Source organism: Microcoleus sp. FACHB-1515, from assembly GCF_014696105.1.
Classification (GTDB): Bacteria; Cyanobacteriota; Cyanobacteriia; order Elainellales; family Elainellaceae; genus JAAUTJ01.
Window position 1 is genome coordinate 361,581 of the sequence record NZ_JACJPO010000020.1, and the last position, 14,178, is coordinate 375,758.

General features: G+C 55.6%; 12 protein-coding genes and 1 pseudogene. 7 read left to right on the forward strand and 6 right to left on the reverse strand.

All coding sequences use genetic code 11. From position 1 onward, the window contains the following. The first annotated feature begins 10 nt into the window (after positions 1-10). The 3 genes from H6F67_RS07375 to H6F67_RS07385 are packed head-to-tail and all read left to right on the forward strand — an operon-like array spanning position 11 to position 3,423. Positions 11-1,117 carry a DUF4350 domain-containing protein gene (locus H6F67_RS07375; protein WP_190764811.1) on the forward strand — a complete coding sequence of 369 codons (1,107 nt, stop codon included), beginning with the start codon at positions 11-13 and terminating at the stop codon, positions 1,115-1,117. Positions 1,118-1,153: 36 nt separating this feature from the next. Next, positions 1,154-2,104, forward strand: a complete 951-nt coding sequence (locus H6F67_RS07380; protein ID WP_190764813.1) for a MoxR family ATPase — start codon at positions 1,154-1,156, stop codon at positions 2,102-2,104. Between the two features lie 5 nt (positions 2,105-2,109). After that, positions 2,110-3,423 (forward strand): DUF58 domain-containing protein, encoded by a 1,314-nt coding sequence (locus H6F67_RS07385; protein WP_190764821.1) that lies wholly within the window; start codon positions 2,110-2,112, stop codon positions 3,421-3,423. 66 nt (positions 3,424-3,489) lie between these two features. Here the strand turns inward: H6F67_RS07385 and gmk are convergent, their stop codons facing one another. From gmk to H6F67_RS07400, 3 genes and pseudogenes are all read right to left on the reverse strand, one after another. Further along, the gene (gene gmk / locus H6F67_RS07390; protein ID WP_190764823.1) at positions 3,490-4,053 is read right to left on the reverse strand and encodes a guanylate kinase; all 564 of its coding nucleotides are present in this window, start codon (positions 4,051-4,053) and stop codon (positions 3,490-3,492) included. 78 nt (positions 4,054-4,131) lie between these two features. Then, positions 4,132-4,395: an extracellular matrix/biofilm regulator RemA gene (gene remA, locus H6F67_RS07395; protein ID WP_190764912.1), complete on the reverse strand. Its 264-nt coding sequence runs from the start codon at positions 4,393-4,395 to the stop codon at positions 4,132-4,134. A gap of 42 nt (positions 4,396-4,437) precedes the next feature. After that, a pseudogene (locus tag H6F67_RS07400) lies at positions 4,438-4,764 on the reverse strand (extracellular matrix/biofilm biosynthesis regulator RemA family protein); the annotation flags it as partial. 244 nt (positions 4,765-5,008) lie between these two features. On the opposite strand from H6F67_RS07400, the gene H6F67_RS07405 reads away from it, so the two are divergent. Then, entirely contained in the window at positions 5,009-6,727 is a 1,719-nt protein-coding gene (locus H6F67_RS07405; RefSeq protein WP_190764825.1) for an NFACT family protein, read from the forward strand. Here the strand turns inward: H6F67_RS07405 and H6F67_RS07410 are convergent. Genes H6F67_RS07410 through H6F67_RS07420 form a run of 3 tightly spaced genes read right to left on the reverse strand, consistent with a single transcriptional unit; the run spans position 6,711 to position 7,951 of the window. After that, entirely contained in the window at positions 6,711-7,508 is a 798-nt protein-coding gene (locus H6F67_RS07410; RefSeq protein WP_190764827.1) for an SDR family oxidoreductase, read from the reverse strand. The two genes, H6F67_RS07405 and H6F67_RS07410, sit on opposite strands and share 17 nt — an antisense overlap. A gap of 2 nt (positions 7,509-7,510) precedes the next feature. Beyond that, complete coding sequence (locus H6F67_RS07415; protein WP_190764830.1) at positions 7,511-7,762, reverse strand: YlxR family protein; 252 nt, start codon at positions 7,760-7,762, stop codon at positions 7,511-7,513. Between the two features lie 18 nt (positions 7,763-7,780). Beyond that, entirely contained in the window at positions 7,781-7,951 is a 171-nt protein-coding gene (locus H6F67_RS07420) for a chlorophyll a/b-binding protein (protein ID WP_190764831.1), read from the reverse strand. A 521-nt stretch (positions 7,952-8,472) separates the two neighbouring features. Here H6F67_RS07420 and H6F67_RS07425 point away from each other — a divergent pair. The 3 genes from H6F67_RS07425 (at position 8,473) to H6F67_RS07435 (ending at position 14,143) form a co-directional block, all read left to right on the forward strand. After that, positions 8,473-9,384, forward strand: a complete 912-nt coding sequence (locus H6F67_RS07425) for a M23 family metallopeptidase (protein ID WP_190764833.1) — start codon at positions 8,473-8,475, stop codon at positions 9,382-9,384. Between the two features lie 112 nt (positions 9,385-9,496). After that, a complete protein-coding gene (locus tag H6F67_RS07430; RefSeq protein WP_190764914.1) occupies positions 9,497-10,876 on the forward strand; it encodes an efflux RND transporter periplasmic adaptor subunit in 1,380 nt (459 codons plus the stop codon). 3 nt (positions 10,877-10,879) lie between these two features. After that, positions 10,880-14,143, forward strand: coding sequence for an efflux RND transporter permease subunit (locus H6F67_RS07435; protein ID WP_190764835.1), 3,264 nt, complete (start codon positions 10,880-10,882; stop codon positions 14,141-14,143). Positions 14,144-14,178: the final 35 nt, after the last annotated feature.

The following is a 14,178-nucleotide window of genomic DNA, read 5'->3' on the forward strand; positions in this document are numbered from 1 at the left end:
ATCTTAGGCAATGACGAAGCGCAATCGCTGGCAGTGGTTTATCGGATTGGCGATCGGGGCGATCGTGCTGCTGACGCTCATTCTCGCTCCGGGCGGCAGCATCGAACGACGCGGCTCAACCTACAATCGCGCTCCCGACGGCTATGCTGCTTGGTTTGCCTATATGCAGCAGCAGCAGATTCCTGTTGAGCGGTGGCAGCGATCGATCGCTGATTTGGTAAACGCAACCGAACCGACGACCCTGCTGCGCGTCAACTATGAACTGCAAGGCGGAACGCTGCTCAGCCTCGACGAGGGAGTTGAAGATTGGCTCAAGCGCGGCAATACGATAATCGAGCTTGGCATCTATGCGCCCGCCACTCGCGCCCCGTTCACGACAAAGCAGGAAAGTCCGCAGGGCGAAGTCAAAATCGAAACGACGCGCCGCGTTTCATCTGGCGGACTTTTGAGCGATCGCTTTGGGTCGATCGTTTGGCGAGAACGAGTCGGGCGCGGCCAAGTCATTCGTGCGACAACGCCGTATCTTGCCGCCAACGCCTACCAAAACGAACCTGGAAACTTCGCGTTTTTGGCGGAACTGGTACGGCAAAACAACGGGCGAATTTTGATTGACGAATTTCTGCACGGCTACCGCGACCCCGACGCAGAATCGACAGTCGCCGATCCCACAACGTCCGACAGTTTAGCTGGATATCTGGCAAGAACGCCGCTGCTGCTGATTCTAATTCAGGCGATCGTCTTGTTTTTCGTTGTGCTGTGGAGCCAAAATCGGCGATTTGGTGCGCCCATGTCGATCGCGTCGCCCGCGATCGACAACAGCGAAGCCTACATTCAAGCCTTAGCAGGTGTGCTGCACAAAGCCGGACGCAGCGAATTTCTGATCGACACGATCGGCAAAGCCGAACAGCTTCACATTCAACGCGCCCTCGGTCTGGGAACCATACCGATCGATCCTGAAAACCTAAGAATCGCTTGGCAGCAGCAGACCGACCGATCCGCCGCCGACCTGGATGCCGTGCTGAATCCGCCGTTTGCCAATCGACGAGCCAGCGATCGCGACCTGCTAACCTGGTTGCAAGCCATCCAATCTGTCCGCAAACAGTTGGACAACTCCTGAAGCTATCTTTCCCCTCACTCCTCACCCTTTTCTTCCATGTCAGAGCTTTCCGCCACAATTTCCCGCCTCGGTCAAACCCTGAATCAAGTTGTGGTCGGGCAAAAAGCGATCGTGCAGCAGCTCATGGTCGCGCTGCTTTCGGGCGGACATGTGATCCTCGAAGGCGTACCGGGAACCGGAAAAACGCTGCTCGTTAAGGCGCTGGCGCAATTGGTGCAGGCCGACTTTCGCCGCATTCAACTGACACCGGACATTTTGCCCTCGGATATTCTCGGTACAACGATTTTTGATTTGAACACGCGCAGCTTCAGCCTCAAGAAGGGGCCAGTGTTCACTCAGATTTTGCTGGCCGACGAAATCAACCGCACGCCGCCAAAGACGCAAGCCGCTCTGCTGGAAGCGATGGAAGAGCAGCAGGTAACGCTGGACGGGCAGAGTTTGCCGTTGTCGGAACTGTTTTGGGTGATCGCCACGCAAAACTCGCTGGAGTTTGAGGGAACTTATCCGTTGCCGGAAGCCCAGCTCGATCGATTCCTGTTTAAGCTGCTGGTTGGCTATCCCGAAACTGCTGCCGAAAAGCAAATGCTGCTCAACTCGCAAGCTGGATTTCAAGCCAAACGCCTAGACCTCGCCAAGCTCAAACCGATCGCCACCGTCGAGCAAATTTTGCAAGCGCGGCAGTCCGTGCGGTCGATCGAAGTGCAAGAGCCAATTCTCGACTATCTGCTGGCTGTTGTCGGTCGGACGCGCAAACATCCGGATCTCAACCTTGGAGCCTCCCCGCGATCGGCAGTCACTTGGCTGCAAGCGAGCAAAGCCCACGCTTGGCTGGCAGGCCGATCGTTCGTCACGCCCGACGACATCAAGGCGATCGCCCCGCCGCTCTTGCGCCACCGCTTGATTTTGCGTCCTGAAGCGCAACTCGACGGACTGGCAATGGATGCGGTGATTTCCGGCGTTCTCAATCAAGTTCCTGTTCCTCGCTAGCCGTCATGATTGCTTCGTTTCGCGTTTATCTGCTGCTGCTGTTGGGATTGGCGATCGTCCTGCCGCTCTCGATTTTTGGCTTCCTGCCACCGCTTCAGCTTGTCGGAATTCTGCTGATCTTTGATTTCGTTGTCCTGCTCGTGACGCTGTGGGATGCGCGGCGCACGAAGGCAGATCGCGTCTCGGTCGAATGGCATCGGCTCGATCGCCTGTCGATCGGACGCGATAATCCCGTCACGCTGCAAGTTCGATCGGGCAAGCGCCCAGCCGAAGTTCAACTGCGCGACGACTATCCGCAGCAATTCGCCGTTTCTGCGCCGCAACTGCAAGCTATCTTGCCACCGAACACAACCGAAGACTTGAGCTACACGATTCATCCCGATCGACGCGGCGAATTTCACTGGGGCAACCTTCAGGTGCGGCAGCGATCGCCCTGGAAGCTGGCGTGGCACAGTTGGAAAGTCGATCAAGATCAAGCTGTCGCGGTTTACCCGGACTTGATCGGGCTGCGATCGCTTTCAATCCGCCTGACCTTGGAATCGACTGGTTCAATCCGTCGAGCGCGGAGATTAGGAGCCGGAACGGAATTTGCTGAACTGCGCGAATACGGCATTGGTGACGATCCGCGCTTCATCGACTGGAAAGCGACCGCAAGGCGCGGCCAGCCCCTCGTGCGCGTTTTAGAACCGGATCAGGAGCAAACGCTAATTATTCTGCTCGATCGCGGACGACTGATGACCGCGAGAGTACAAGGCTTAACCCGCTTCGACTGGGGCTTAAACGCCACGCTTTCCCTCGCCTTGGCTGGGCTGCACCGGGGCGATCGCGTCGGCGTCGGCGTGTTCGATCGCCAGATGCACACTTGGGTTCCCCCGGAGCGTGGGCAGCAGCACCTCAATCACTTGCTGGAACGCCTGACGCCGATCGAACCCGCTTTGCTTGAACCTGACTACCTCGGAGCCGTGACGACGATCGCCAATCAGCAAACGCGCCGCGCCTTGGTCGTGCTGATTACCGATCTTGTCGATACGACGGCTTCCTCAGAACTGCTCGCCGCGCTGGGACGACTCGCCCCGCGCTATCTGCCCTTTTGCGTCACTCTGCGCGATCCGCAACTCGATCGACAGGCGCAAACCGTCAGCACCGACATTCCCGCTACCTATGCGCGAGCAGTGGCGATCGATCTGATCGCCCAGCGGCAAATTGCCTTTGAACAGCTTAAGCAGCAAGGCGTTCTCGTCCTCGATGCGCCTGCGAATCAAATTTCGGAAGAACTCGTCGATCGCTATTTGCAGCTAAAAGCCCGCAACAAACTTTAAAAGCATCGCAACTGTAACGGTGAAGACGGAAAGACATTTCGCCTCCACCGCTTGCAAAATCGATCGCTACACCAACAGCGGCGCGGCGATCGCCTCTTCCACCTGCTTCAGTGCAGTCTCCAAATCGTCGTTGACGATGCAGATGTCAAACTCGCTGGCAGCTTCGATTTCAATTTGGGCGCGGCGGAGGCGACGGGCGATCGCATCGTCGGAATCTTGGCCGCGATCGCGCAGACGGTGTTCAAGTTCGGTCAGCGAAGGCGGCAAGATGAAAATCCGCAGCGCTTCAGGGAAGGTTTCGCGGACTTGACGAGCGCCTTCTAGCTCAATTTCCAGCAGCACCCACTTTCCCGCTTTGATTTGCTGCTCGACCGGGCGGCGCGGCGTACCGTAAAAGTTTCCGGCAAATTCTGCCCATTCCAACAGTTCGCCGTTGGCAACCATTTCGCAGAACTGCTCGCGAGCGGTGAAGTAGTAGTGTTTGCCTTCGATTTCTCCGGGACGGGGAGCGCGAGTCGTCACGGAAACGGAAAAACTCAGATTCGGCTGTCGCTGAAGGAGCGATCGCACCAATGTACCTTTGCCAACTCCGCTGGGGCCAGTTAAAACAATTAATCTACCCGTACTCATGATCTCCTGCTCTAGGATGATGCGATCGTGCAGTGCTAAGAAATTCCATTCTACTCGTTACCATCGCTACCGATTCACTCAATCCTCGCTGGTGCTATCTTTGCTGACCACAAAGCGATTGGCAACGGTTTCCGGCTGAATTGCGGAAAGAATAATGTGCCCAAAATCTGTAATAATCACTGCTCGCGTCCGCCGTCCATACGTGGCATCCACAAGCTGGCCGCGATCGCGAGCATCGGTAATGATGCGCTTGATCGGAGCCGATTCGGGGCTGACGATCGCAATCACGCGATTGGCAGAAACGATGTTGCCAAATCCGATGTTAATCAGCTTAATGTCCATAGAATCGGAATCCACAGAGGAGAGCGGGGACAAGCGGTCGCTTCTTTCAAACACAAAGCGCTGGGCAACGGTTTCCGGCTGAATCGCGGAAAGAATAATTTCGGCTTCGGTCGTCGCAGCAAAATGCGGATTGAGCGTCAGTGTATTCAATTTGGGATGTGCGGATGAATGGGGCGATCGACGATCGCCTTGTGTGGTCACAATCACCGCTCGAATCGGGCGACCTGTCGTTGTGTCGCTGAGTCGTTGCCGCGATCGCGCTTCTTGGATCAGGCGGCGAATCGGCGCAGAATCCGGGCTAATAACGGCGACTACTTCACTTGCCAAAACGGTATTGCCAAACCCAATGTTGATAAGCTGAAACTGCATATTTCATTGACATCAGGCGGCTTGGCAGCGCTTGCAAAAGGTTAGTTTTAATGGTATCTGCAAAAATTTTGCCTAACAAGGCGATATTGTGCCGAAACCGCGATCATCCATAGACTTCCAGCGTTTTTCTACCTTTTGGTATAAATTTCCCTTGAGTTTCTGCGGATGGGAGCGAAGTATGCTGAGAGGGGGCTAGGGGTTAGGAGTTAGGGCGATCGCATTTGCATCAATAGAGAGAATCTGCTTGCAACCTGTTGACTTTACGACTTTGACTGCTGCCTGTGCAGAACTGCGCCGCGACTGGCTTCCGGCTCGGCTGGAGCAGGTTTATCAGCGCGATCGCTTCACGCTTTCACTTGCTCTCCGCACGCTGCAAAAGCGCGAGTGGCTGACGATTTGCTGGCATCCGCAGGCCGCACGAATTGGCATTGAGGATGCACCGCCGCGATCGCCCGACACCTTCACGTTCAGCCAGCAGTTGCGCCATCAGCTTAGCGGGTTAGCGCTGGTGGGAATTGAGTTCATTGCGCCTTGGGAACGAGCGCTCGATCTTCAGTTCTCGCGGCGTCCGGGCGATCCGGCTCTGTGGCATCTCTATGTTGAGGTGATGGGCAAGTACAGCAACGTGATTCTCACCACTGCCGATCGCCAAGTTGTCACGGTCGCGCATCAGGTGAGCGCTCAACAGTCCAGCGTCCGCCCGATTCAAACCGGACAGCCGTATGAATTTCCGCCGAGTTTGAACGATCCGATTCCGAGTTTGGCTGAATCGATCGATCGATGGCGCGATCGCGTCGGCCTGATCCCCGCACCACTGAAGCGCAATTTGCTCCGCACCTATCGCGGCCTCAGTTCTGCCCTCGTCTTGTCGATGATTGAGGCGGCGGGACTAGAGGGCGATCGCACGACGGACACGCTGAGCGAATCAGAGTGGAAAAGTTTGTTCGATCGCTGGCAGGAATGGCTGAGCGCGATCGAGCAGCAACAGTTCGATCCGGCTTGGCGCGAATCGGGCTACACGGTTCTAGGCTGGGGTGCGGTGCGTCCGGCCAAATCCGTGCAGCAGCTTTTGAACGACTACTACAGCGAGCAACTGCGCCAGCAAGAATTTGTGCAGCTAAAGCAGCAGTTGACTCAAAAACTGGCGAATCTGTTGAAAAAATTGTACGTCAAGGCAGCGGATTTTCGATCGCGCCTCACCCAGTCCGACAACGCCGAATCGTTTCGCGAACAAGCCGATTTGCTGATGGCCTATCTGCACGAATGGCAACCGGGAATGAAGTCGATCGACCTCCCCGATTTCACGACGGGTGAACAGATAACGATTCCCTTAAATCCTGAGAAAAATGCGGTTTTGAACGCGCAGGCGCTTTACAAACGCCATCAGAAATTGAAGCGATCGAGAGCGGCGATCGATCCACTTTTAGCCGAAGTTCAAACGGAAATTGACTATCTTGAACAGGTCGAAGATGCCGTTCGGCAAGCTTCCGAAACGAGCCAAGAAGATTTGCAGGCGTTGCAGGAAATTCGATCGGAACTGATCGCGCAGGGCTACATGGAAGACCCCGATCAAAGACTGCGTGAAACAAACGAATCAACTGATTTTCGTCATTACAAAACGCCAAGCGGATTTGAAGTTTGGGTCGGGCGAAACAACGGGCAGAACGATCGCCTGACTCGCATCGCTAGCGATTACGACTTGTGGTTCCACACACAGGAAATTCCCGGTAGTCATGTGCTTTTGCGGCTATCTGCGGGAGATGCGCCGGACGAGACGGATTTGCAGTATGTGGCGAATGTGGCGGCGTATTTTAGTCGAGCACGGCAGAGCGATCGCGCCCCAGTTGTCTACACGGAGCCGAGGAATGTGTATAAACCGAAAGGCGCAAAACCGGGGATGGTTATCTATAAACAAGAGCGGATTTTGTGGGGAGAGCCGCAACAGTTTAATCCGGCGACTTAGGCTGCGGACGCAACAATTTGCCGATCATGCTAGACAGCCATTCTCGCGGCAGCAGGCGGTAGCTACTGGCGAATAGCTGATTGTAAATTTGTCCGGGAACGACGATCGCCTGTCCTTTTTCCAAAGCATCTAGCGCTTGAGTCACGACCGTTTTCTTATCAGTTGCAGCACGAGCGGCTACGTTCGCCAAGTTAGGCGGAAAGTCAGCTTCGTCAAAGAAATTTGTTTCGGTTGGTCCCGGACAAAGCGCTAAAATTCGCACCCCAAATTCGCGATTTTCCTCGATCAAAGCTTCGGTGAAACTGAGGACAAATGCTTTTGTTGCTGCATATACGGCGAGGTAGGGCATTCCTTGAAAAGCGGCAGTCGAGGCGAGGTTGATGATGCTGCCCGATCGCCGCGATCGCATCTCCTGCAAATACTGATGCGTCAGATCCACTGTTGCCGAAACATTAAGCTGCACCATATCGAGTTGACGCTGGCGATCGATGTCTGCAAACGCGCCATATTCGCCAAATCCGGCATTATTCACCAGCAAATCAACGGTTAAACCCAATTCTCTGACGCGATTAAAAACGATCGTAGCGGCATTCGGCGCGGTGAGATCTTGGACGATCGTTTCTACCTGCACCTGATGTTGAGTTCGCAGTTGCTCGGCTAGCTGATCGAGCTTGTCTTGCGATCGAGCTACAAGAATCAGATTCGTCGATCGCGCTGCTAAAGTTTGTGCAAAGGTTGCACCAATTCCCATTGATGCGCCAGTAATCAAAGCGGTCTTCATTGTTATTTTTGTGAGAGTCGATCGCTTAAAGCCTGATACAAGCTGTTATCAACCTGAGCCTTTAGAGCGCGACCGAGACGATTTTTCTTTTGGGCAGCTTGCAAACATTGGGCTGTCGGACAAAGATAGGCCGATCGCCCCATACCTTCATCGAGTCGCACCGTTCCCGAAGGATGCTCGCGCACAACTCGCCAAAATTCCGACTTGGAGGCGAGCTTGCGACAACTGACACAGCGGCGATCGTTGATCGGCATAGGGCAATCAAAACGCAGTTAGTAGAGGCCAAGCCACTCTAGCAAACCTTGACCTGTGAAGTATTCGATCAGCAGCGTGGCAACAAATCCGATCATCGCAGCGCGACCGTTGAGACGTTCGGCATAGTCGTTGAAACCAAACTTCGGCTCTTGCAGTTTTGGGGTAACGGTAGGTTGAGATTGCGTCATGGCTTTTTTACAAATCTTCATTTATTGTAGGAGCGATCGCGCAGCACTGCCGAAACGGATTCGTGCAACGCTGCCGGAACGGATTCGCGCTTGCGATCGCCTAGGCCGTGAAAAACCCGCTTGATCCTCCCCACCCCATAACAAGGAGGGAGTCATCCTCAAAGTCCCCCTTATCAAAGGGGATTTAGGGGATCGATCGCATACCCTGCACTTCCGCTAGCGCTTTGAAAACATCTCCTAGCCTCCACTGGCTCGAGAAATCAAAACAGGACGGCGGCAAAAGCCGTGCAATCAATTTCCGGCTGAAAGCGCAAACCCATTCAAATAGGTTAGGGTGACAGGCTAAGTCTGTTGAAACGGACTGGAGCTTTGAGCCAGAAAATTGAGTTCCTGGTGATAGGCGTAAGCGATCGAATCTGTTTCGCGAAGGTCGATCGCCCCTTAAGAAACATCCCGACTGGAACCGAAACCGCGAGAATGCTAGTCTAGCTGCGAAATAGCAACACTCCCCATCGCTCCCCATGAACACACGCCACTCCGGGCACTGGCTCAAAACCATTCGCCCCTTCACCCGCTATCTCTGGTCGCACAAAATTTTAGTTACCCTGGTGCTGGGATCGATCGCCCTCCTCACCTGGCTCACAACGCCCGCCCAAGCCTTCCAAGTCCAAGTTTCCCCAACCAATCCGCAGCTTGGCGACACAATTTCCGTCATTGTTCCCGCCGAAGGCAACGCTGCACCAACCGTGACGTTGGGCGATCGCTCCTACCCGTCCTATCCAATTTCAGGCAATCGCTTCCGTGCCTTTGTGCCGACCAGCCCGCTCGATCGCCCCGGACGATTGAATTTGCGCGTGAATCGAGGTGGCGAGACACAAGCGATCGCCTTGAACCTGCGTGGACGCTCCTTTCCCACTCAGCGGATTACCGTGCGCGGCGGCGGCTCAGACGGAACTGATTTTGAGATGAATCGCGTTGCTCAGTTTCGCGAAGTGCGATCGCCACAAAAGCTTTGGAGTGGCGCAATGCAGCGCCCCAATCGCGGTGAAGTCAGCTCAGTTTATGGGGTTCGTCGCTATTACAACGGCGTATTTGCCGAAAACTACTATCACCGAGGCGTTGATTATGCAGGCGGCAGCGGATCGCCAATCATTGCTCCAGCCGCAGGTCGCGTCGTGCTGGTCGGTCGTGTTGCGGATGGCTTTCGACTGCACGGCAACACGATCGGCATCGATCACGGGCAAGGGGTGAGCAGCATTTTCATTCACCTCAGCCGCATCGACGTGCAAGAAGGCGACAGCGTGCAGGCCGGACAGACGATCGGCACGTTGGGTGCTACAGGTTCCGCCACAGGTCCAAACCTACATTGGGGGCTGTACGTGAACGGCGTTGCAGTTGATCCGGTTCCCTGGCGCAATCAGGGATTTGAGTAAACTGCCGTTTCTCGATGGATCTACTCAGATCGTTAGAGGCATAACCTGTCGGCAGCAGCGTATTCTATAGGCAAACTATGTTAAGAAAGTTTGAAGAAGCGCTGCCGTGTCTATGTCAAATGCGATCGCCCGGATACGCTTTTACCGCCAACAATCGATCGCTGGGAGCCTCCTTACGATCGGCCTTTTGCTGGGCGGCTGCAATTTGATTCCTGCCGGAGAAGCCCAAACTCAACCGCCTGGGCAAAGTCAGCAACCCCCCGCTGTCGATGCCCAAGTTGCTCAAACAGGCCGCGTTGAGAACGACCCGGAATACACGGGCACAACGCGCCCTTACCGCGAAGTGTCGCTGCGATCGCAAGTCACAGGTCAACTGGTGAATCTCACGGTTGACACAGGTGATTCAGTGCAGCAGGGACAAACGATCGGTCAGCTTGACGGCGAAACGCTCAGAGCCGCCGTCCTGGAAGCCGAAGCAGAAGTGGCCGCCCGCGAATCGGAAGTTGCCAGCGCTCAAGCGGAAGTCAACAACGCCGTTACGCAAGTCAATCAGGCACAGCTTGAACTGGCACAGGCGCGATCGGATGCCGATCGACTAGGTCAGCTTTTTCGCAGCGGCGCGATTCCCGAACAGCAATACGAAACGAGCTTAACGGCAGTGGGAACGGCGCAGCAGGCGGTGCGATCGGCTCAGGCAACGGTGCGGACGCGCCAGCAGGCCGTCGCCGCCGCGCAGCGTCGGGTGCAAGCGCAGCAAGCGGCAGTGGCGCAGTTGCAAAAGCAGCAGTCTTTCGCCGTGCTGACTTCTCCTGTCACAGGTTTGGTGCTGGAGCGCGTCACAGAACCGGGAAATTTGGCGCAGGTCGGCAGCGAAATCTTGAGGCTGGGTGATTTTAGCCAGGTGAAAATCGTGGTGCAGGTGTCAGAACTAGAGCTTGCCAACATTCGCCCGAATCAAACGGTGCAAGTGCGGCTCGATGCATTTGGCGATCGCACGTTCACCGGACGAGTCACCCGCATCTCGCCCGCCGCCGATCCCCAAGCTCGCCTGATCCCCGTTGAAGTGACGATCCCGAATGTCGATCGCCGCATCGGAAGCGGATTGCTGGCTCGTGTCCAGTTCACTCAGCCAGAAGCCGATCGCGTAGTGATTCCGGAATCGGCACTGCAAGATTCCGGGGAGCGATCGAGCGAAGCGCCATCCGGTGAATCGTCTGCGGCTGCTCCATCTGCCGATCAGTCAGCCAGCCAGTCAGCCAACAGCCAGCCAGATAGCCAGCCGACCGAGGGCAAAATTTTTGTGGTCAATGGCAGCGGCGAATCGGCCACTGTCAGCGAACGAACGGTGAGACTGGGCGATCGCGCGGATGGTCAGGTAGAAGTAATTTCTGGCCTGAGATCCGGAGAATCGATCGTGATTCGCAGCAGCGGTGAGCTAGAAGACGGCGCAACCGTGAGACTCAGCATAATCTCAGAAACTCCTAATTCCTAACCGATGGCGAATTCTTCTGGTTTCAGCATCAGCGCCCTTTCCATTCGGCGGCACATCGGCACGCTGATGTTGACGTTAGCCGTGATCGTCTTGGGCGTGTTCTTCATCACGACGCTTCAGGTCGATTTGCTGCCTTCCATCACCTATCCGCGCATCGGCGTTCGCGTCAATGCGCCTGGAATTTCGCCGGAGGTTGCCGTTGATGAGGTGACGCGCCCTTTAGAAGAAGCGCTTTCTGCAACGGAAGGCGTCGTGCAGGTGTATTCGCAAACTCGCGAAGGCCAGGTGAGTCTCGACTTGTTCTTTCAGCCTGGAGGCAATATCGATCAGGCGCTGAACGACGCGACGGCAGCATTCAACCGCGCCAGAGCAAATCTGCCAGACACGATCGAAGAACCGCGCCTGTTCAAAGTTGATCCCTCCCAGCTTCCGGTCTACGAATTTGCTTTGACTTCGCCCTCGCTTGAAGCTTCGGATTTGCGCGTGTTTGCCGATGAAGAACTCAGTCGCGAACTGGGTGTGATTTCTGGCGTTGCCTCAGTTGATGTGGCGGGCGGCGTCGAGGAAGAAGTCAACGTGACGATCGACCTCGATCGCCTGCAAGCGCTGGGCGTCGGACTGACAGACGTACTCGATCGCTTGACGGAAACCAATCAAGACATTTCTGGCGGACGAATTTTGGGTGAAAACTCGGAACCGTTGACGCGGGCGATCGGGCGGTTTCAAGACGCCAACGAAATTGCCGATGTCTCATTTCTCGTCGGTGAATCTCAGGGTGAATCTCAGAATGCCTCAACCGCTGAGGCGACCGCAACGCCTGATCCCCTGCCACCCCGTCGCGTTTACCTACGTGATTTTGCCAAAGTCGTAGACGGAACGCAGCAGCAGCGCATCTTCGTGTCGCTCAACGGTCAGCCTGCGGTCAAGCTTAGCGTTCAGAAGCAGCCGGACGCGAATACGATCGCCGTTGTCGATGGTGTCAAGCAGCGGATCGAGCAGCTACGCCAGTCGGGACTAATCCCCGAAGATATGCAGCTTTTGCCGACGCTCGACGAATCGGTGTTCATCCGCAACGCGATCTCGAACGTAACTTCTTCGGGCTTGATCGGGGCGGGCTTGGCTGCGATCGCCGTTCTTCTGTTTCTTGGCTCGCTGCGGCAAACCTTCATCATCGTGCTGGCAATTCCTCTGGCAACGCTGGCCGCAATTATTTTGATGGGCTTATTTGGCTTGTCGCTGAACGTTTTTAGCTTGGGCGGTTTGGCCTTGGGCGTGGGGATCGTGGTGGACAACGCGATTGTGATGCTGGAGACGATCGCAGACGGAGCCGGACTGACACCCGGACAAGATTCTCGATCGCGACTGACGCCCCGACAGCTTATCGATCAGTCGATTCGCAGCAGTCAAGAAGTCGAATCGGCCTTGATTGCTTCCACTAGCACAAACCTCGTTGCCGTTTTGCCATTTTTGCTGATCGGCGGCTTCATCGCCCTGCTGTTTAACGAACTGATTTTGACGATTACGTTTGCGGTTGCTGCCTCAATTTTGATTGCTGTGACGGTTGTGCCAATGCTGACCTCGCGGCTGCTGGGCATTCGGCGATCGAGCCACGTTGGAAACTTTTGGCTGCTGCGCGAGTTCAACCGACGATTTGAGGCGGCGACTCGTGGCTATGGCGGCTTATTGCAGCGGGTCTTGCGATTGCGCTGGCTCGTGATTGGCGTGGTGATCGTCATTTTTGGCGGCAGCAGCTTGTTCATGGTTGGCCGAATTCCCCAGGAAATTTTGCCGCGCATCAATACCGGGCAAGCTTCGCTGTTTGCTCAGTTTCCGCCTGGTACGCCGCTAGAAACAAGCCGCAAGATTATGACCGCTGTGGATGAAATTTTGGTGGCGCAGCCGGAAACCGAATATGCATTTTCAACTGTCGGTGGTTCGCTGTTTGGCAGCGCGACTAGCGAAAACCCGCTGCGGGCATCCAGTACCGTGACGCTGAAGCCAGGTGCGGATGTCGAGGCGTTCGTCGCCAAAGTCACACAGGAGTTCAACAAGCTCAATCTCGTGGATGTGCGGTTGCGCCTCAGTCCAGGACAGGTGCGCGGCTTGATTTTGAATAACTCCCCGGTTCGTGGCGCGGAACTCGATATCATTTTGCAGGGGCAAGATGCTCGCGAACTGGCGGCGACTGGACTTCAGGTACTTGGAGCGCTAGAGCAGGCAAGCTTGGCGAGATATCGACCGGATGGCGATCGCCGTCAGCCCGAAATCCAGATTATTCCCGATCGCGAACGCCTCGCCAGCCTCGGCCTCACGGTTCAAAACATCGGTGAAACGTTGGAAACGGCCATTCAAGGTTCGATTCCAACGCAAATTCAGCGCGGCAATCGCCTTGTGGATGTGCGCGTCCAGCTTGATGAAGCGGATATCGCGCAGCCTTCGCAACTCGATCGCCTGCCGCTCTTTACCTCCAACAATCGCCAAATTCGCCTTCAAGACGTTGCCCGCATCGAGCCAAACGAAGCGCCAGGAGAAGTGCAGCGCATCAATCAGCGTCAGGTGTTTCTGATTGCTGGAAACTTAGCGGAAGGGGCAAGTTTGGGTGAAGCCTTGGAGGAAGCCGATCGCCTCATCAGCAGCGTTCAGCTTCCCGACGGCATTACGCGCCTACCCAGTTCCGCAGCGGAAAGCAATCAGCAAATTCAGTCTGCCTTGCCGTTACTGGGTGGATTGGCGGCCTTTCTCGTCTTCGTTGTCATGGCGGTTCAGTACAATTCACTGGTTGATCCGCTGGTGATTATGTTCACAATTCCTTTGGCGTTGGCGGGCGGCATCTGGGGCTTGTTCCTCACACAAACGGCGATCGGTGCAACCGTAATCGTTGGAGCCGTCCTGCTGGTCGGGATTGTCGTCAACAACGCAATCATCATGGTCGAACTGGCGAACCAAATTCGCGATCGCGAAGGACTCGATCGGCGATCGGCCATTCTCCAAGCCGCTCCGTCCCGCCTCCGCCCGATCCTGATGACGACGATTACAACGGTCTTAGGAATGTTTCCCCTCGCGCTCGGACTGGGGCAGGGCGGCGAATTTTTGCAGCCATTGGGGATTGTGGTTTTTTCCGGCTTGTCGGTGGCGACACTGCTGACGCTGTTTATTATCCCCTGCTTCTATGTGCTGCTGCATGAGTTGCTGGAACGGCGATCGCGCCCTCGTCCGCCTGCACCGCCCCGTCAGGAGGCGATCGATTCTGTTTCAACTCGCCTGTAGCAGCTACTTATCTGTAACAGAAAGTAAAAGAAGCT